Origin of the sequence: Cellulomonas fimi (assembly GCF_028583725.1) — a bacterium.
In the GTDB taxonomy this organism is placed as follows: Bacteria; Actinomycetota; Actinomycetes; order Actinomycetales; family Cellulomonadaceae; genus Cellulomonas; species Cellulomonas fimi_B.
This window is the reverse complement of record NZ_CP110680.1, coordinates 3,083,340-3,102,555: the sequence shown is the minus strand read 5'-3', so window position 1 is coordinate 3,102,555 and position 19,216 is coordinate 3,083,340. Positions and strand designations below refer to the sequence as shown.

Annotated in this window: 14 protein-coding genes; 9 read left to right on the top strand and 5 right to left on the bottom strand. The window is 74.1% G+C overall.

The features are described from left to right. The first annotated feature begins 373 nt into the window (after positions 1 to 373). The 9 genes from OOT42_RS13960 to OOT42_RS13920 all read left to right on the top strand — a co-directional run bounded on the left by OOT42_RS13960 (position 374) and on the right by OOT42_RS13920 (position 15,507). On the top strand, positions 374 to 4,465 hold the full coding sequence (locus OOT42_RS13960; protein WP_273651794.1) for a polymorphic toxin-type HINT domain-containing protein: 4,092 nt from the start codon (positions 374 to 376) through the stop codon (positions 4,463 to 4,465). A 9-nt stretch (positions 4,466 to 4,474) separates the two neighbouring features. Beyond that, on the top strand, positions 4,475 to 4,768 hold the full coding sequence (locus OOT42_RS13955; RefSeq protein ID WP_273651793.1) for a hypothetical protein: 294 nt from the start codon (positions 4,475 to 4,477) through the stop codon (positions 4,766 to 4,768). Between the two features lie 216 nt (positions 4,769 to 4,984). Beyond that, complete coding sequence (locus OOT42_RS13950; protein ID WP_273651792.1) at positions 4,985 to 5,404, top strand: hypothetical protein; 420 nt, start codon at positions 4,985 to 4,987, stop codon at positions 5,402 to 5,404. Next, positions 5,401 to 6,909 (top strand): trypsin-like serine protease, encoded by a 1,509-nt coding sequence (locus OOT42_RS13945; RefSeq protein ID WP_273651791.1) that lies wholly within the window; start codon positions 5,401 to 5,403, stop codon positions 6,907 to 6,909. The genes OOT42_RS13950 and OOT42_RS13945 overlap by 4 nt, the downstream gene beginning before the upstream one ends. Then, on the top strand, positions 6,906 to 8,516 hold the full coding sequence (locus OOT42_RS13940) for a S1 family peptidase (protein WP_273651790.1): 1,611 nt from the start codon (positions 6,906 to 6,908) through the stop codon (positions 8,514 to 8,516). The genes OOT42_RS13945 and OOT42_RS13940 overlap by 4 nt, the downstream gene beginning before the upstream one ends. A 411-nt stretch (positions 8,517 to 8,927) precedes the next feature. Further along, on the top strand, positions 8,928 to 12,632 hold the full coding sequence (locus OOT42_RS13935; RefSeq protein WP_273651789.1) for an ALF repeat-containing protein: 3,705 nt from the start codon (positions 8,928 to 8,930) through the stop codon (positions 12,630 to 12,632). A gap of 2 nt (positions 12,633 to 12,634) precedes the next feature. Continuing rightward, entirely contained in the window at positions 12,635 to 13,369 is a 735-nt protein-coding gene (locus OOT42_RS13930) for a hypothetical protein (RefSeq protein WP_273651788.1), read from the top strand. A gap of 105 nt (positions 13,370 to 13,474) precedes the next feature. After that, positions 13,475 to 13,990: a hypothetical protein gene (locus OOT42_RS13925; protein WP_273651787.1), complete on the top strand. Its 516-nt coding sequence runs from the start codon at positions 13,475 to 13,477 to the stop codon at positions 13,988 to 13,990. Next, positions 13,987 to 15,507, top strand: a complete 1,521-nt coding sequence (locus OOT42_RS13920; protein WP_273651786.1) for an FG-GAP-like repeat-containing protein — start codon at positions 13,987 to 13,989, stop codon at positions 15,505 to 15,507. The genes OOT42_RS13925 and OOT42_RS13920 overlap by 4 nt, the downstream gene beginning before the upstream one ends. Before the next feature lie 67 nt (positions 15,508 to 15,574). Here the strand turns inward: OOT42_RS13920 and OOT42_RS13915 are convergent, their stop codons facing one another. The 5 genes from OOT42_RS13915 to OOT42_RS13895 form a co-directional block, all read right to left on the bottom strand. Then, positions 15,575 to 16,363 (bottom strand): hypothetical protein, encoded by a 789-nt coding sequence (locus tag OOT42_RS13915; RefSeq protein WP_273651785.1) that lies wholly within the window; start codon positions 16,361 to 16,363, stop codon positions 15,575 to 15,577. 110 nt (positions 16,364 to 16,473) lie between these two features. Continuing rightward, positions 16,474 to 16,773, bottom strand: coding sequence for a hypothetical protein (locus OOT42_RS13910; RefSeq protein WP_273651784.1), 300 nt, complete (start codon positions 16,771 to 16,773; stop codon positions 16,474 to 16,476). Between the two features lie 148 nt (positions 16,774 to 16,921). Further along, positions 16,922 to 17,188 (bottom strand): hypothetical protein, encoded by a 267-nt coding sequence (locus OOT42_RS13905; RefSeq protein WP_273651783.1) that lies wholly within the window; start codon positions 17,186 to 17,188, stop codon positions 16,922 to 16,924. Positions 17,189 to 17,190: 2 nt separating this feature from the next. Further along, positions 17,191 to 18,660, bottom strand: a complete 1,470-nt coding sequence (locus OOT42_RS13900; RefSeq protein WP_273651782.1) for a hypothetical protein — start codon at positions 18,658 to 18,660, stop codon at positions 17,191 to 17,193. Next, positions 18,657 to 18,980 (bottom strand): DUF6507 family protein, encoded by a 324-nt coding sequence (locus OOT42_RS13895; protein ID WP_273651781.1) that lies wholly within the window; start codon positions 18,978 to 18,980, stop codon positions 18,657 to 18,659. Before OOT42_RS13895 ends, OOT42_RS13900 begins: the two co-directional genes overlap by 4 nt. Between the last annotated feature and the right edge of the window lie 236 nt (positions 18,981 to 19,216).

Here is a 19,216-nt window from a genome sequence, read left to right as displayed (position 1 = left end):
TCCGGCATCGAGCCTTGGACCTCCTGGGCTGGGCGACGCGCGGGAACTCGCCTCGCCAAACGCGCCCGACGGGAGTCATGAAGCGGTTAACATCCGACGCCGAGGGGTGTGTCTCTCGAGTGCGGCACGGCGGCCGGTCAGCGCGTCGTCGTTTCGCCGGACCCGCCCGTCGTTCGTTCCTGCGCGCCTTCGTCGCACGTCAGAGGCACGACCGCTCGGTCGGCTCGCCTCGGCGTGCCGAGAGCAGCACCGGTTCGAGAACTGCTGTCGGGGCGTGGCGATCGCGATCGCTGTGACTGCACTTGTCACAGAGGTCGCGCCAGAGGGGGAGTCTGTGGCGCGTACGGGGTTGAGGTCGTCGGTCGCCGGAGTGGTGACCGTGGTGCTCGGGTTCACGCTCGGCGGCGCTCCAGCGGCCGCAGCGGACCCGCCCGACGCCGCCGGGGACCGGTCGTGGGTCGTGTCGCTGCTCGGAGCCGGCACCCCGTCCGTGCGGCGTGCGGCCGAAGCGGCGCTCCTGGGCTCGGACACCGACCTGAGGGCCTTCGTCGACTCCGGCTTCGAGCAGGCGCTCGGCGCCGACTACCGGGCCTCCGCCCAGGTGCTCGCGAGCACGGACGGTCCCGCGCTCAAGGTCGCCGCGCAGGCGGCGCTCGCCGGGTCCGACGACGCGCTGCGCGAGTTCGTCGACGGGGGCTTCCGGACCGCCTGGAACGCCGACGAGCGGCTGCGCGTCGTGCGCGCGCTCGACGCGGGCGGTCCGGCGACCAAGGCCGCGGCGCAGAAGGCCCTCGCCGGCGACGCGGGCGCGTGGTCCGAGTTCCTCTCGTCCGGGCTGCCGACCGCGCAGTACGCCGACGAGCGGCTCATGGCCGCGACCATGCTGAACGGGGCCCCGAACAACAGCGGCCCGGCGCTCGACGCGGCCGCCCAGGCCGCCCTGGCCGGGACCGCGGAGGAGCTGCACGAGTTCCTGGTCAACGGCCAGGCCGTGGCGCGGGCACGCGACGCGGAGATGGCGTCGATCCGCGGGCTCACCGAGCAGGCCCGGCAGGCGGGGCAGGTCACCGCGACCGAGGCCGCCGCCGCGTCCGAGGCGTCGGCGCGCGCCGTCAGCGCCGCCGAGCAGGCGAAGGCCGCCGCCCAGCGCGCCCTCGACGAGGCACGAGCCGCCGGGGGAGCGGCACAGGGAGCGTCGGCGGCAGCCGGCCGTGCGGCGGACGCCGCCGCGGCCGCGCAGGGAGCCGCGTCCGAGGCCACCGCGGCGTCGAGCGCGGCGCTCCGGGCAGCCCAGACCGCCGCGGACGGCGCACGCAAGGCGACCGCGGCCGCGTCCCTCACCGCGCAGGCCGCCGCGTCCGCGCAGTCCGCCGCCGCGGCCGCCCGCACCGACGCGGGCAAGGCGGCGGCGGCCCGGACCGCGGCGCAGGCCGCGCGAGACGCCGCCGCACAGGCGGCTGCGCTCGACGCGGTCAAGGCGCAGCGCGACGCCGCACTCGCGCAGGCGCGCACCGCGGCGTCCGCCGCCGTCAGCGCCAGCAGGAACGCCGACCTCGCCGCCGTCGCGGCCGACGAGGCGTCGCGCCAGGCCGGCGTGTCCGCCGCCCAGGCGAAGCGCACCCAGGCCGCCGCGGCCGCTGCCAAGACGCAGGCCGCCGTCGCGGCGAACGCCGCCCAGCGCAGCCTGAAGTTTGCCGAGGACGCGGCCGCCGCGTCCGACGAGGCGTTCGCGTTCGCGCGACGTGCCGGAGAGCACGCCACCCGAGCCGCCGTCGCGGCCGACGAGGCCGCCGCCCACGCCGGTGAGGCCGCGCAGGCGGCCGCCGAGTCGACCGCCCACGCCGCTGAGGCGACCGCCGCCTCGCAGCTCGCCGTCGACGCCTCCGAACAGGCGGTCAAGGTCGAGAAGCTCGCCCGCGACGCCGACGCCGCCCGTCTGGCCGAGGCGACCGAGGCTGGCATCGCAGCCGCGCAGGAGGCTGCCGCCGCCGAGACGGAGGCCAAGGCCACCGGCGGGGAAGCGGCCGGGTGGGACCGCAACGTGCGCTGGGACACCGAGGAGGAGGCACGGATCCCCGCCGCCACGCGGGCGCTCCTCGACGCGGCGACCGCCCCCGGCGCCTCCACGCAGGTCGTCCTCGACAAGGGACGCCGGGCCGCGCTCGCCCTCACCACCACCGGCGGCGAGTGGACCAAGGCGGCAGCCGCCGAGGCGCTCGCCGGCGACGAGGTCGTGCTCCGCTCCTGGCTCTCCGAAGGCCGCACGCTCGCGGCCGGGCAGGACAACCGCGCACGCGTGTGGCACCTCGTCGACACCCTGCCCGACGGGCAGGAGAAGACCGCGGCGCGCGCGTCCCTCGACGGTGCCGACGCCGCCGTGGCGACCTTCCTCCGGACCCGCGCGTACCCGCGCAAGATCGTCGACGACCGCCTGGCGATGTCGCGGATCCTCGCGTCCAACCCCGGCCCGGCGCTCTACGCCGCCACCCAGAAGGCGCTCGCGGGCACCGCGCAGGAGGCGCACGAGTTCCTGCGCGACGGCCAGTACGTCGCGCGAGCGGCCGACGCTCGCGTGGAGATCGCTCGAGTGATGGATGCCGGCGGACCCGAGGTGAAGGCGGCGGCGCAGGTCGCCCTCGCCGGTCCGGCGTCGTACGGGTCGTACTTCCTGACCGTCGGGCAGTTCCAGGCCGCGCAGCGCGACAAGGAGCAGGCCGCGCACGTCCAGGCGGTCGAGGCACTCGTCCAGCAGGCGCGGCAGTACGCGCAGAAGGCGCTCGCCGACGCCGCCGAAGCGCGGCGGGTCGCAGCCGTCGCGCGCAACGCCGCGACCGACGCGGCAGCCGCCGCCAACCAGGCCGCCGCCGCGGCCGCACAGGCTTCGACATACGCGGCGCAGGCCGCCCAGTCCGCGACCGCCGCAAAGGCGTCGGCGGACCAGGCGGCGCAGTCGGCGCAGGTCGCCAGGACTGCTGCGGCTCAGGCGCAGTCGAGTGCGAACAGCGCCGCACGGTCAGCCCTGACCGCGTCCGCCGCATCGAAGCGTGCTGCCACGGACGCCGCGTCCGCGCAGTACGAGAAGCAGTCTGCGCGGGAGGCCGCGCTCTCTGCTGGGCTGGACGCCGCGGCCGCAAACGACGCGGCCGAGCAAACCGCCGCGATGTACGACGACTGGCTCACGCGCCAGCAGGCGGTCGACCGGAGCGCTGAGCCCGGGACGGGGGCAGGCGGCGCCGGCACAGCGATTGACACCCATCGCTACTGGAACTGCCTGACGTCGGTCGACACCGCGCTCGGCTCGCCCGAGCTGTGCGTCGAGGGGTTCAAGGCCTTCGGCGAGGTCATGCTGAACCCGGCCAAGTGCGACTCGCCGAGTGCGCGCGACTCGCTCGGGTGCCAGATGCACGACGAGTTCCGAAAGTTCTTGGGCGAGAACGACGATCTGATGTGGGACGTCGCGCAGCTCGCACTCGGAGTGTGCGGGCTGATTCCAGCGGTCGGCGAAGTCTGCGACGCTCTCGACGGGGCCGTCTCCGCCGTGCGTGGGGACTGGGCGGGCGCAGCACTCTCCCTCCTGGCCATGGCGCCGGCGGTCGGGGCCGCCGCTGGCGGTGCCAAAGTGGCGAGGCTGACAGACCGCCTGCGCGGTTATGTGGACACGATCCTCGACGGACTGAAGAAGTCCTGCAGGTCGAAGAACAGCTTCGTGCCTGGCACCGAGGTCCTGCTGGGCGACGGTCGTGCGGTCCCGATCGAGTCGGTGCGTGCTGGCGACCTCGTTCTCGCCGGCGACTCGCTCGGGGGAGCGCCGCACCCGAAGAGGGTGACGGCGGTCATCAGCGGTTCGGGTGCCAAGCAGCTGGTCGACATCCAGATCGACCACGATGCGAATCCGGCTACACCCGCGGCGACGCTGACGGCGACGAGCGGGCACCGGTTCTGGGCGCCGCAGCTCGGTCGCTGGGTCCCGGCGATCGCGCTGACCGCTGGCCTCGTGCTCGCGACGTCCGGAGCGTCCGCTGCAGCGCCGGTCGTCGAGTCCGTGAGTGTCCGCACTTCGACGACGCTCGCGTACAACCTGACGGTTGCCGACCTCCACACGTTCTACGTGGTGGCCGCTGGCGCGCCCGTGCTCGTCCACAACGACGACTGCCTTCCTGCCGCGCTCGACGACAGGTCCGAGCTCAAGATCCGCGAGACGCACATGCCCGGCGGTTCGCTCGTGACCAGCGAGAAGAGCGTGTTCAACGCAGACGTCGACCTGGACGACCTTGTCGAGCGCGCCAACGCGTGCGCGTGCAGGGGGCCCAACGAATATGGCAACTACGAGCGCATCCAGGATGCTGGGACCCCGATCGGCGAACTCGCGCCGAGGTACGGCGGAGGGCCGACGACCTGGTACGTCGTCGCGCAGGACAAGTGGGGCACCGTCATGTCGATGCATCCCGTACCCGCACCCGACTGAGGCGGCGTCATGGGTCGCGACCTCCACTTCGAAGACATCAACCACCGCAGAGTCTTCACCGACACGAACCTCAGCGTCGCGCTGGACAGGGTCCTCGAGAAGGCCGGAACTGAGGGCCTCCTGTCAGGCGTCGAGAAGTATGCGGACACGATGTTCAACCCCTTCCAGCTGTCTCACGTCCAGGCCGAGCTCGAACTCGTCTCCCGGCGCCATCCCGAGCTGGAAGAAGACGTGCGAGCGCTGAGCGAGGTGTTCGAGAAGGTCGTCCGCATCCGCGGATACGTGTGGATCGTCGGGGACTGAGCGCGTGGAGACGAGACGCGCTGCTGCCGCAGCCGCCGTGTCGAGCACCGGGTCGTCCCATTGCGTCCGCGTGGCTGGGCCGGAAGCCCGGACCAGGAGAAGCTGAAGAGATCGGAGCATGTTGTGAGGCGTGTGACGGGTGTGGTCGGCGCGGCAGCCGTGGTGGCTGCGGCGGCGGTGGTGTGGGCGAGCGGTGCGGGGGCTGCGGACGCGCCGGTGGAGGTGCAGTCCTCGTTGGTGGAGGACTTCGCCTACCCGGGTGCGGACGCGATCCTGGCGGAGCACGGGTTGAAGGTGTTCACCGGTGACGGGCACGTCGTGCCGGTGTCCTCGGGGGCTGTGGGCGGGTCGTGCGCTCCGGGTCTGATCCAGGTGGAGACGTTGGTCGAGGAGGAGCCGTACGGCGCGTACTACTGCTTCCGCACGTCGGGCACGCGGGGGTTCCTGACGCTGGAGGTGCCGCACACGTTCCTGCTGCGCGGTGGTGACAAGCCGGTCGAGGCGACGGCCGAGCTCGCGAGCGGGGCCGAGGAGACGTACGAGGTCGCGCCGAACACGTCGGTCGCGGTCGACCCGGGTGAAGGCTCTGACATGCCGCAGGCGATCCTCGTCGAGCTCCGGTTCGGTACCTGGTGAGCGCGGGTCTGCGTACGCGGGCGCTGCGCACGGGTGTCGTCGCGGCCGTGCTGGCCTGCGTGGGCGTGCCCGCCGCGGTCGCCGTCCAGGGCGGCACCCCGGCGGGCGCGGTCGCGCAGGCGACGGTCAAGGTCGAGGTCGGCACCGACCGCTCGTGCTCCGGCGCGCTGGTCGCTCCGGCGTGGGTGGTGACCGCGAAGTCGTGCTTCTCGGCGGGCGGCGCCGCCGTCGTGCAGGGTGCCCCGAAGGTCGCCACGAAGGCGACGGTCGGCCGGGTCGACCTCACCGGTACCGCGGGGCGCGTGGTCGCGGTCGACCTCCTGGTCCCTCACGCGAGCGAGGACGTCGTGCTGGCGCGGCTCGCGACTCCCGTCGCGGGCGTCACGCCGGTGACGATCGCGTCCGCGGCGCCGGTCGTCGGCCAGGAGGTGACCGTGACGGGCTACGGGCGGACGTCGACCCAGCTGGTGCCGGACACGGCGCACGCCGCGACGTACACGGTCGCGACGGTCGCCGCGGGCAGCGTCGACATCCAGGCGCAGGGCTCGGGCGCGACGATCTGCAAGGGCGACGCGGGCGGGCCCGCGCTGCGGACCACGAGCACGGGCGTCGAGCTGGTCGCGATCCACCGCACGGCCTACCAGGGCGGCTGCCTCGGCGCGACGACCACGCGGCAGGGGGCGACCGAGACACGTCTCGACGTCCTGCGCACCTGGATCACGGGGATCACGAACCCGCCGCCGGTGATCACGCACGTCAAGCACATCTACTCCGTCAACGGCGGCCAGGTGTGGGAGGCGGCGTCGAACAACGGCTGGAAGAGCCTGAACTCGGCGATCACGACGTCTGGCCCCGTCGCGGTCCTCGCGGTGGACGGCGTCAAGTTCGTCTACACGGTGAACGGCGGCCGGGTCTTCGAGGCGGCGTCGAACAACGGCTGGAAGAGCCTCGACACCGGGATCACCACGTCCGGCCCCTTGGCCGTCGTGGCGATGGACGGCGTGAAGTACGTGTACACCGTCAACGGCGGCACGGTGTGGGAGGCGGCGTCGAACAACGGGTGGCGCAGCCTGAACTCGGGGATCTCGACGTCCGGGCCGCTCGCCGTCACGGCGTTCGGCGGCGTGAAGTACGTGTACACCGTCAACGGCGGCACGGTGTGGGAGGCGGCGTCGAACAACGGGTGGCGCAGCCTGAACTCGGGGATCGTGACCTCCGGACCGCTCGCCGTCACGGCGATGGACGGCGTGAAGTACGTGTACACCGTCAACGGCGGCACGGTGTGGGAGGCCGCGTCGAACAACGGCTGGAAGAGCCTGAGCTCGGGCGTCGGCACCTCGGGTCCGGTCGCCGCGATCGCGTACGACGGCGTCAAGTACGTCTACACGGTCAACGGCGGCCAGGTCTGGGAGGCCGCGTCGAACAACGGCTGGAAGAACCTCAGCTCCGGCGTCGGGACCTCGGGTCCGGTCGCCGCGCTCGACCTCGTGACGGTGACCCGATGACGCGGGCGGGGGAGCGCCGGGGCGACCGGCGGATCCGACGCGGCGCGGTCCGGACCGTCGTCGCTGCTCTTGCGCTGGCGTGCGTCGGCGTGCCCGCCGCGATCGCGGTGCAGGGCACCACCCCCACAGGCGCGACGGCCGCGGCGACGGTGCGGCTCGAGATCGGCGGGGAGCGCGCGTGCTCCGGTGCGCTCGTCGGGCCCTGGTGGGTCCTGACGGCCAAGTCGTGCTTCACGGACCCAGCAGGGGGTGCCGTCGTCGAGGGCGCACCCAGGCTCGCCACGAAGGCGACGGTCGGACGCGTCGACCTCACCGGTGCGGCCGGCCACGTGCTCGGTGTGGACCTGCTCGTCCCGCACCCCGACAGCGACGTCGTGCTGGCCCGGCTGTCGGCTCCGGTGCGCGACATCGCCGCGGTCAGGGTCGCGAGCACCCCGCCCGTCGTGGGCGAGACGCTCACGGTGACCGGGTACGGCCGCACGGGGACGCAGCTCGTGCCCGACACCGCGCACGCCGCGACGTTCACCGTCGCAGCCGTCGCCGCAGGGACCGTCGACGTCCAGGCGCAGAGCACGGGCGCGACGATCTGCAAGGGCGACGCGGGCGGCCCCACGCTGCGGACGACCACGTCGGGCGTGGAGCTCGTCGGGATCCATCACACCGCCTACCAGGGCGGCTGCCTCGGGTCGACCACGACCCGGCAGGGGGCGACCGAGACGCGCGCGGACGCGCTCGTCGGGTGGATCACGCAGAACACGGTGAAGGCCTGCGCGCCGACGCCGGTCGCCGCGCCGTCCCAGCAGGTCGTCGGCGACGGCCAGCTGATCCGCGTCCCGAACGGGACGATCTTCATCGTCGCCGGCGGCGCGAAGTTCCCGCTGTCGTACGCGCAGTGGGCGGCGATGGGGCTGCGTGGCTACACGGACGTGTCCGACGCGACCGCCGCCACGCTGGTCGACGTGCCGCGCGACGGCACGTTCCTGCGCAACCCGGCCGACGGGGGCATCCACAAGATCGTCAGTGGCACCCGGTACCGGCTGTCCGCGGCGGAGTGGCAGTCGCTCGGTTCGCCGGGCTACACCGACGTGCCGGTCGAGTTCATCAACCGGGCGCCCGACGTCGCCGCCGGCGGACCGGCCCTCCTGCGTGACCCCGCGAACGGGTCGATCTACCAGGTCGTCGGCTGCTCGCGGTACGGGCTGTCGCTCGCGCAGTGGCAGGCGCTCGGGTCGCCGGCCTTCCAGCCGGCGCCCGCGGGGCTGATCGCGCGCATCCCGACGGGTGCGCCGAACGAGCCCGCCCTGGTGCGCGACCGCACCGACGGCGGCATCTACCAGCTCGCGGGAGGCGCGAAGTACCGGCTCTCGCTCGCGGAGTGGCAGGCGCTCGGGTCGCGGCCGTACACGGAGGTGGCGCCCGCGATCCTGGCGCAGGTCACGAAGTCGGTCCCGACGCGGTACGTGCTGATGCGGAACCCGGCGGGGGAGATCTTCCAGGTCGTCGGCGGCGCCAAGCGGAAGCTGACGTTCGCGCAGTGGCAGGCCCTCGACGACCAGGCCTACGTCGAGGTCCCGGCGGGCTGGCTCGGGTCGATCCCGAGCTGGTGACGCCCCGACGTCGCCGGGTGGGGGACGCCCGCCCGGCGACGTCGATGTCGGGGGGTGCTCGCACCCGACCGCGACAGGCGCGCCCGCGCCGCGGCGGGTGGCGGCGCGTCGGCACTGGTGCGAGCGGCGACGCGCCGACGACCCGCCTCCGCGGCGAATCGCCCCGGAATCAGTCATCGGGGCATTAACATCCCACGCCGAGGGGTATGTCTCGTTCTCCGCAGGTCTCGGCCACGGCCGTGACGCGTCGCCGGACGTACCCGTCGCCCACGTCCCAGCGTCCAGCCGACGGCCTCGTGCGTCGGGTCGGGCGCGCGGGGCGAGGGGTGCGGGGTCGGACGTCGTCAGCAGGTGGCGAGGGCGGTCGTGGGCGCAACGGCGCGCCCGACGACGCGTCACGGAGGGGGAGCTGTGGCACGCATCGGTATGCGGTCGTTGGTGGCGGGTGTCGTCGCGGTGGTGCTGGGGCTGACAGTGGGCGGAGCCCCCGCCGCAGCCGACGAACCCCTCGACGACGGCGACGACAGGTCGTGGGCCGCGGCACTGCTCACGACCGGCACGCCGTCCGTCCGTCGCGCGGCCGAGGCGGCGCTGCTGGGCTCCGACGCGCAGCTGGCCGCGTTCGTCGACACCGGCTTCGACGCCGCGCTCGCAGCCGACTACCGTGCCTCGGCCCAGACGCTGGGCAGCACCGACGGCCCCGCCCTGAGGTCGGCGGCGACGACGGCGCTGGCGGGCACGGACGCGCAGGTGCGTGCCTTCGTCGACGGCGGCTTCCGGACGGCGTGGACCGCCGACGAGCGGCTGCGGGTGGTGCGCGCGCTGGACAGCGGCGGCCCCGCGACGCGGGCGGGTGCGCAGCAGGCGCTCGCCGGGGAAGCCGCGGCGTGGTCGGAGTTCCTGGCGTCGGGCCTGCCCGCGGCGCGCTACGCCGACGAGCGGCTCATGGCCGCGACGATGCTGACCGGGGCGGCGAACAACAGCGGCCCCGCGCTGAACTCCGCGGCGCAGGCGGCCCTCGCGGGCTCCGCCGAGGAGCTGCACGAGTTCCTGACCAACGGGCAGCTCGTCGCGCGGGCGCGTGACGCCGAGATGGCGTCGATCCGCGGCCTCACCGAGCAGGCGAAGCAGGCGGGACAGGTCACCGCCACCGAGGCAGCCGCGGCGGCCGAGGCCTCCGCCCGGGCGGTCGGCGCGGCCGAGCGGGCCAAGGCGGCCGCGGAGGAGGCGCTCGCCGAGGCGCGGGCGGCGGGCGGTGCCGCGCAGGGTGCGTCGGCGGCGGCCGGGAGGGCGGCCGACGCCGCCGCGGCGGCGCGCGGTGCGGCGGCCGAGGCCACGACCGCGTCGGCGGCCGCGCTCCGTGCGGCCCAGACGGCCGCCGACGGCGCCCGCCAGGCGACGGCTGCCGCGTCGCTGACCGCACGCGCGGCGGCGGCGGCGCAGTCGGCGGCCGCGGCAGCGCGTACCGACGCGGGGAAGGCCGCAGCGGCGCGGACGGCGGCGCAGGCGGCCCGTGACGCGGCGGCCCAGGCGGCGGCGCTCGACCAGGTGAAGGCCCAGCGCGACGCGGCCCTCGCGCAGGCGCGCACGGCGGCCACGGCCGCGGCGGGCGCGAGCCGGAACGCCGACGCCGCAGCGGCCGCCGCCGACGAGGCGTCGCGCCAGGCCGGCGTGTCGTCCGAGCAGGCGAAGCGCACGCAGGCGGCCGCGGCCGCGGCCAAGTCCCAGGCGGCCGTCGCCGCACAGGCCGCGCAGCGCAGCCTCCGGTTCGCCGAGGACGCGGCGGCGGCGTCGGACCAGGCGTTCGAGTTCGCGCGGCAGGCCGGTCAGCACGCGACCCGCGCGGCGGCGGCCGCCGACGAGGCCGCGGCCCAGGCGGGGATCGCCGCGCAGGCCGCGGCGAAGTCCGCGGAGCACGCGTCGCAGGCGACGGCCGCCTCGGAGCTCGCGGTCGCGGCAGCCGCCCAGGCGGTGACCGTCGAGAAGCTCGCCCGTGAGGCGGACGCGGCGCGGTTGGCCGAGGCCACCGAGACGGGCGTCGCACAGGCGCAGGAAGCACTCGCCGACGAGCAGACCGCGAAGGCCGCCGGCGAGGCCGTCGGCTGGGACCGGGGCGTGCGGTGGGACACCTCGGAGGACGCCCGCATCCCGGCGTCGACGCGTGCGCTCCTCGTCGCGGCGACCGCCGACGGCGCCTCGACGCAGGTCGTGCTCGACAAGGGCCGCCGCGCGGCCCTCGCGCTCATGGCGACGGGCGGCGAGTGGACGAAGGCCGCGGCCGAGGAGGCGGTGGGCGGCGACGAGCTCGCGCTGCGGTCCTGGCTCGCCGACGGTCGGGAGTCCGCGGCGGGGCAGGACGACCGCGCGCGGGTGTGGCACCTCGTCGACACCCTGCCGGACGGGCAGGAGAAGACGGCGGCCCGCACGGCGCTGAACGGTGACGACGCCGCCGTCGCGACGTTCCTGCAGACCCGCGCGTACCCGCGCAAGATCGTCGACGACCGGCTGGCGATGTCGCGGATCCTCGCGTCCAACCCCGGGCCCGCCCTCTACGCGGCGACGCAGAAGGCCCTCGCGGGCACCGCGCAGGAGGCGCACGAGTTCCTCCGCACCGGCCAGCACGTCGCGCGCGCGGCGGACCAGCGGGTGGAGATCGCCCGCGTCATGGACGCCGGCGGGCCCGAGGTGAAGGCCGCCGCGCAGGTCGCGCTCGCCGGCCCCGCCACGTACGCGTCCTACTTCCTGGGCGTCGGGCAGTTCCAGGCCGCGCAGCGCGACAAGGAGCAGGCCGCGCACGTCCAGGCGGTGCAGGGCCTCGTCCAGCAGGCCCAGCAGTACGCGCAGAAGTCGCTCGCGGACGCCGCCGAGGCGCGTCGCGTCGCCGCCGTCGCGAAGGGCGCTGCCGCGGAGGCGGCCGCTGCCGCGAACCAGGCGTCCGCCGCCGCCCAGCAGGCCGCGACCTACGCGGCGCAGGCGACACAGTCCGCGACCGCGGCCAAGGCGTCCGCGGACCAGGCGGCCGCCTCGGCGCAGACCGCGAAGGACGCCGCCGCACGCGCGCAGACGTCCGCGGACAACGCCGCGCGCTCCGCGGTCACGGCGTCGGCCGCCGCCAGCCAGGCGGGCAAGGACGCGGCAGCCGCGCAGGAGGCGAAGCAGTCGGCTCGCGCGTCGGCCGACGCGGCAGGCCTCGACGCGGCCGCCGCGCAGGACGCCGCCGACGAGGCCGTCGCCACGTACGAGACGCGGCTCGCGCAGCAGCAGGTGGACCAGCGCAGCACCGCGGCCGGGAGCGGTCCGGGGGGCACGGGCACGGCGAACGACACCCACCGGTACTGGAGTTGCCTGACGTCGATCGACTCCGCGCTCGGCTCACCGGCCATGTGCATGGAGGGCTTCACCGCGTTCGGCGAGGTCATGCTCAACCCGGCGAAGTGCGACACGCCGGCCGCCCGCGACTCCCTCGGCTGCCAGATGTACGACGAGTTCCAGCAGTTCGTCGGCGACAACGGCGACCTCATGTGGGACGTCGCCCAGCTCGCTCTCGGCCTCTGCGGCCTCATCCCCGGCGTCGGCGAGGTCTGCGACGGCCTCGACATGGCCATCTCCGCCTACCGCGGCGACTGGGGTGGGGCCGCGCTGTCGCTCTTCGCGATGGTGCCCGCCGTCGGCGCGGGAGTCGGCATCGCGAAGGTGACCAAGCAGGTCGACCGCCTGCGCGGCAGCATCGACGAGATCCTCGACGCGCTCGACACCCGCGCCGCCCAGAACCTCGTCGCGCGCAACCCGCGGGACGCGGCGGTCAACCCCAAGCCGCCCGCCGCCCTGCCGCTCAACCGGCCCGTCGGGCAGAGCACGACCCAGAACGCGTTCGTGCAGAGCCGGATCCAGGACCTGCAGGCGCAGGGCGCGACCAACGTCCGGGTGAACCAGCAGCAGGTCGACGTCAACGGCGTCCGGGTGGGGATCAACAGGCCCGACCTGCAGTACACGCTGAACGGCCAGCGCCGGTACGAGGAGTTCGACACCAGCGCGTCGACGCGCGGTCCGGAGCACGAGGCCAGGATCCTGTCCAACGATCCCCACGGGGCCGTCGAGCTGTTCGAGGTGGACTGAGCGTGACCGAGCACGACCTGACCGCAACCCTCTGGGACGACGCCGTCGCTCCCCTGACCTCCGCCATCGGGTTCCTCCGGGCACCGATCGAGGTGGTGGCCGACGGCCTCACCCAGTGGCGTCGTGCGATCCACGGCTCGGCGGAGGCGGAACGGCTCTCGGGCGGCCTGCGCGACCACGTGACCGCCCTCGCACCGCTGACGGCCGGTGTCCGCCCGCGCGAGCTGGTCGTGGCGACCGCGAACCCGGAGTGGACCGCGGTGCTGGACTGCGGCTACCCGCACGGCGACCCGGTCTCGACGATCGGCCACCTCGCGCGGTCCTTGCAGCTGCACGGCGTCGCGATCACCTCGATCCCGGGGTCGTCCCGACCGGACGGCCCCGCACCGTTCGGTGCGCGGAAGCTCGAGATGTTCGGACCGGCGCCGACCGACTTCCTGAACTACGTGCGCACCGTCTCCGTCGTGCAGGACGGCAGCAGGTGGCGGTTCGACGCCAACGGCATCGTCCAGGACTTCGAGGACCTCGACGCGTACCAGCGGCGTCGCATCGCGGAGCGGTTCACCGCGTCGATGCTCGTCGAGTACGCCGCCGCGCTGGGCCTGCGGCCGTTCGACGAGGACTTCTACCCGGGGCCGAGCGTCCTGGTCCGCAACCCGGCCGTCGCGCCGCCGGGGGTTCTCGTCCTCTCCCTCGCCGACGCGCGGGAGCGGCTCGGGATCGGGGTCGGTCGCTGACGGGAGCCGGGTGGCAGCGAACCGGCGGCGACGGCCCGACGCCCGGCAGCGGGTGCACGACGTGCAGTGGTGGGTCCGGATGGATGACGTGATCGGAGCGTGGACGTGAGACGAGTCGTAGGTGCGCTGGGAGCGGCGGCCGTGGTCGCCGGCGGCGCGGTGGTGTGGGCGAGCGGTGCGGGGGCTGCGGACGCGCCGGTGGAGGTGCAGTCCTCGTTGGTGGAGGACTTCGCCTACCCGGGTGCGGACGCGATCCTGGCGGAGCACGGGTTGAAGGTGTTCACCGGTGACGGGCACGTCGTGCCGGTGTCGTCGGGGGAGTTCGGGTCGGGGACGTGTGCGCCAGGGCTCATCCAGGTGGAGACGATGGTCGAGGAGGAGCCGTACGGCGCGTACTACTGCTTCCGCACGTCGGGCACGCGGGGGTTCCTGACGCTGGAGGTGCCGCACACGTTCCTGCTGCGCGGTGGTGACAAGCCGGTGGAGGCGACGGCCGAGCTCGCGAGCGGGGCTGAGGAGACGTACGAGGTCGCGCCGAACACGTCGGTCGCGGTGGACCCGGGTGAGGGGTCGGCGATGCCGCAGGCGATCCTCGTCGAGCTCCGGTTCGGTGCCTGGTGAGCGCGCGGATCGGCCTGCGCGCCGTGGGTGAGCGCCGCGCGCGTCACGGATCTACGACGGCCACCCGGTGGACGGCGCGGCTCGGAGCGGCGGCGCTGCTCGTCGTGGGCGTCGGCGTACCGGCGGCCTCCGCGGTCCAGGGCACCACGCCGACCGGCGCCACCGCGGCGGCCACCGTGCGGCTGGAGATCGGTGCCGAGCGGGCGTGCTCCGGGGCGCTCATCGCGCCGACGTGGGTCGTGACCGCCAAGTCGTGCTTCGCCGACGCGAGCGGTGCGGTCGCGCAGGGCGCACCGAAGGTCACGACGAAGGTCACGGTCGGGCGGGTGGACCTCACGGGCACCGCCGGCCGGGTCGTGAACGCCGACCTCCTCGTGCCGCACGCCGAGCGTGACGCCGTGCTGGTCCGGCTGGCCACCGCCGTCACCGACGTGACGCCGGTGAAGGTCGCGACGACGGCGCCCGTCGCCGGCGAGTCGCTGACGGTGACCGGGTACGGGCGCACCACGACACAGCTCGTGCCCGACACCGCGCACGCCGCGACGTACACCGTCGGCGGCCTCACCACCGCGACGCTCGCCATCCAGGCGCAGGGGACCGGCTCCACGATCTGCAAGGGCGACGCCGGCGGCCCCGCGCTGCGGACCACGGCGACCGGCGTCGAGCTCGTCGCGATCCACAGCACCGCCTACCAGGGTGGGTGCCTCGGAGCGACCACCACCCGGCAGGACGCCACGGAGACTCGGCTCGACAACCTCGGTGCCTGGATCGACCAGCAGATCCCTCCGCTGCTCACGACCCTCGCGGCCGGCGACTGGAGCGGTGACGCGCACGCCGACGTGATCGGCGTCGACGTCCGGGGCGACGTCTGGTACTACCCGCACAACGGCAACGGCCTGTCCGCGCGCGTCAAGATCGGCAGCGGTCTGGCGTCCTTCACGCACGTGATGGCGGCCGACTACAGCGGCGACGGCAAGGCCGACGTCGTGGGCGTCGACGGCGCGGGGAAGCTCTGGTACTACCCGCACAACGGCAACGCCCTCTCGGCGCCGGTGCAGATCGGGTCCGGCTGGCAGTCGTTCAAGCACGTCACGGCCGACGACTGGAACAGGGACGGCAAGGCCGACATCCTCGGCGTGGACGCCAACGGGCTGCTGTGGGTGTACACGAACGTCGGGCTCAGCCTGCCCGCGCGGGTGCAGATCGGCAGCGGCTGGGGATCGTTCACGTACGTCCTGGGCGCCGACTACAGCGGTGACGGGCACGCCGACGTCGTCGGGGTCGACTCCGGCGGCAAGCTCTGGTACTACCCCCACAACGGGGCGGGGCTCTCCGCGCCGGTCCAGATCGGTGCGGGCTGGAGCACCTTCAAGGAGGTCATGGCGTCCGACTGGAGCGGCGACGGGCGGGCCGACATCCTCGGCGTCGACTCCGGCGGCAGCACGTGGGTCTACGAGAACAAGGGCGGTTCGCTGCCGAGCCGCGCCGCGATCCCGGGCGCACCCCAGATGAGCTGACGCACCAGCCGCGCCGCCGGGACGTCGTCGACGGACGACCCGGCGGCGCGGTCGGTGCCGTCCTGCTCTACCGGACGGTGTCCCACCCCAGGCGTGCCGCCACGACGTCGGCCGTCGACGACGGGAACTCGTCCCAGCCGGGCTCGAGCACGTCCCTCGCCAGCGCGTGGAGCGCGCGCGCCGCGTCCTCGACGGGTGCCGCCAGCGCCGACGCGAGGCGCGCCGCGATCAGCGGGTACGCGATCTCGAACCGGCGGGCCGGGTCGATGGACTCGCGGTCGGTCACCACCGACGGGACGCGGGCGCGGATCGCCAGGACGAGGTGCTTCACGGCCCACTGGCGCACCATCTCACCGCCGCTCAGCACCTCGCCGCGCCGGGCGCGACCGACCCCGACCATGAGCTTCACCAGCGCGAGCGCCGCGTCGTTCGCCGGGTCGAGGTGCGGCTCCGCGGCCGCGCGGCGGCTCGACGCGTCGACCAACGCCGCCAACGTGCCGTCGCCGTCGAGGACCACGTCGTGGTGCACGAGCACCGCACCGCCCAGCTCGGAGCCCGAGGCGGCGGCGAACTCCATGAGGTGCCCGTCGTCGTAGAGCACCGCGAACCCGATCGCCCCTTCACGCGCGACCGACACGACCCTGTCGGCGTCCGGCAGCCACGCGCGCACGTCGCGCACCTCGTCGCCTTTGCCCTCCGCCGCGACGACGAAGAAGTCGTGGTCCGACCACTCGTCGCGCCGGGCGGCCTCGGACCGCGCCGCCGAGCCGAGCAGCACCAGCCCGACCGCGGTCGGGTGGGCCCGGACGGCGGCGACGAGCGCGTCGGTGCGGCTGTCGAAGGTGCGGTCGAGCACGAGGATCTCCGGAGGACGCGGGAGCACTGGCACCCGGAACCTAGACCCTCGCACCGCAGATGCCCGTCATGCAGGGGGTGTGCGGCACGACACGTCGCGCGCTGCGCTCGTCATTCCAGGTGTTTGAGCTCCTCGAGCTTGGGGAGCGTGAGGTGGTGGTACTCCGCCGGGAGCTCCTTCCGGCTCACCTCGACCATGTCCTGGAGGAGCGCGACGAGGTCGTCCTGCTCGGACGGCGAGAACTCCCCGAGGTCGAGCCAGGACACTCCGGCGTCGGCGTGCTCACGCGCGAGGTGTCGGACGTTCTCGCTGCCAGACGACTCGGCGATCTTCTCCAGCAGCCAGACGAACAGGCCGTTGCGGGCCTCCCACCATGTGTCGTTGCGGCCGTCGATCGTTCCCCAACCCATGTCGACTCCCCGTGCCTAGGCGATGAGGTGTCGGAGCCGTTGTGCCGGAGTGCCCACGCCCATGACGCGAGTCGCTCGTCGGCACGCGGCCACCTCGTGAATCAGGGGTGCAGGGCCACCGCGTCCACGTCGCGCGCGCACGAGCAGATCAGGTCTCGTGCCAGGTGAAGGTGCTCCATGCAGGTGGCAGCTCGGCCCGATCGGCCCATCGGGCCGTTCCCGGCGCGACGCTGATGCCGTCCGCGACGCGCCAGTCCGGCGTCCAGGGATAGATCGCGGATTCTGCGGACACCGTGGAGGGGTCGAGCCATGCCTCGCCGCCGCTGTCGCAGAACAAGATGACGTCGCCCGTCGCGGTGACAAGGGGACAGACCAGTCCCTGGTCATCGTTGGGGCACTCGGTCAGCCAGAACACCGTCACATCCCCATCGGGATGCCGGCGACCGGGTACGAAGAGATCACGTTGTCCCCCTGCAGCACGAGTTTGACGTAGGTCACCGAGGGGTTTCCTGACGCGACACCGCTTTGGCCGCCGACGAAACCCACCTCTCGATGCATGTTCACGAAGTAGACCGTACGGGGCCCTTGGGGCTGCGCGACGGCGGCCCCTCGCCGGACCGCTACCCATGCCTCGTCCGTCGCTGGAAGAGCATCGACCGTGAAGACGCCATGAGCGCCGGGCCGGTTCGGGATGTCGGAAGCATGGTTGAGAACGTGATCGACTCGCGAGTCGAAACGCGCGTCCGGATCTGATCCGTAGAGGAGGCCTGCGGGCGACCGGAAGCGCCCATCGGGAAGCACCTCGAGACCGAAGCTGCTGCGGGCGCGCTCCGCATCGGCGACGGCTCCTGACGCAGATGTGAGGTCGTCCACGACGATGCTCGTGGTGCTGGCCGGGAGCAGCCGTGGGGTGATCGTCGCGTCATGCAGCACTGCGCCGACACGACCGGTCGTCGAGGCGGTCCGGGCGCCCTTGAGCAGCGCGCCTGCGCCGCCGACGCCGGGGAGGAGGAACAGCGCGACGGACGCGGCGGCGCGCGCAGGGTCGTCCTGCCAGTCATCCCACGCGACCAGGGACTTGGCTGCCTCGAAGCGAGCGTCCGAGCCCCGGGCGTCCGCCCGGAACAGGTCGCCGACGAGGGACCACGATGTTGCTGCGTAGGACCAGTCGTGGTGCCACGACTCGTCGAAGCCGACCAGACCGGCGGCACCCACCACGCCGCCCCAGACGTTGTCGACGGCGATGCCGTCCCAGAGGAAGTGCTTGATCTGGACGGCGGCGGCCTTGGGGCAGGGGTCGTGGCGGCGGACGACCTGGCCCCACGGCTGGTCGTCCGCCGGGAGCGTGGTGGCCCGGGAGACGTGCAGGCCGTCGGGGGTGCACTCGCGGAGGGCGGTGTCGCCGCGCGTGGCGGCGCGGATGCGGAGGGCGCAGACGCGCGCCGCCTCGTCGAGGAGCGACTGCTGGACGCCGACGGCGTGCACGAGGCGGGTGTTCTCGTCGACGAGGTCTTGGTCGCCGTCCCACCGCTCCCGCAGCACGGCTCGGGCGCGGAAGGAGTAGGCGTCGTCGCGGAGACGGGCGAGGTCGCGCTGGACCGGCCGGATGGTGTCGGCGTAGTCGCGCACGGCCGCCGCGACCTGGCCGAGCGCGTCGGCGTAGCGCGCGGTCGAGGGCTCGACGGGGAGGACGTCGTCGAGGAGCGCGGGCGCCTCCGGGGTCTCGTAGACGGTGGACAGGCCGCGCCAGCGGTCGACGACGTCGGCACCGCCCGATCGGACGCCGTGGGAGGTCCCGAGGAGCTCGGTGGCGAGCCGGTCGAGGGTGTCGGGGCGCAGGTCGCGGCCGGGGATCACCTCGGGGTCGATCCCGGGGTAGGTCGTCACGACGTCCACCCCCACGTCGTCCGGGCGGCGGTGAGGATGTCGCGGGCCATCTGCTCGTCGCCCGCCTGGTAGAGGGCGGACGCCTCGGCGGCCGCGGTGGCGACGGCCGCGAGGCGGGCGAGGTGCGTCGCGGTGAGCGCGGTGTACGTCTCGACGAAGGCGACGAGCTCGGTCGCGACGACCATCTCCTGCGCTGCCTCCATGATCCCGACGCACGTGTCGGTCGCGTGGCCCGCGGCGACCGCGAGGTCCGCGGACGCGGTGTCGACGCGCTCGAGCACGCCCGCGACGCCTGCCGGGTCGATCCGCCAGCCGGTCACCGGTCGCGCCGCCGTGCCGCTCCGGCAGCGCTCGTCGTGCCTCGCGTCGTGCGCATCGCGTCCCCCTGCGTCGGTCCTCGGGCGGTCACCGACCCGCTGGGGGACCGGCGATGACCTCCTGTCGAGCGCCGAGCGTGCCCGACCTGCGCCACCTCGCGTGGAAGTTGTGCACAGGTCCGCGACTCACAGGTGGTGCACGGGTCCGCTCCAGTGCCCGTCCGGGTTGGCGGCGTTGT

Coding starts and splice junctions, on each gene's coding strand:
- OOT42_RS13955 (WP_273651793.1), top strand. CDS start 4,475: ATGGGTCGCGACCTCCACTTCGAAGACATCAACCACCGCAGAGTCTTC.
- OOT42_RS13940 (WP_273651790.1), top strand. CDS start 6,906: ATGACGCGGGCGGGGGAGCGCCGGGGCGACCGGCGGATCCGACGCGGC.
- OOT42_RS13910 (WP_273651784.1), bottom strand. CDS start 16,773: ATGGGTTGGGGAACGATCGACGGCCGCAACGACACATGGTGGGAGGCC.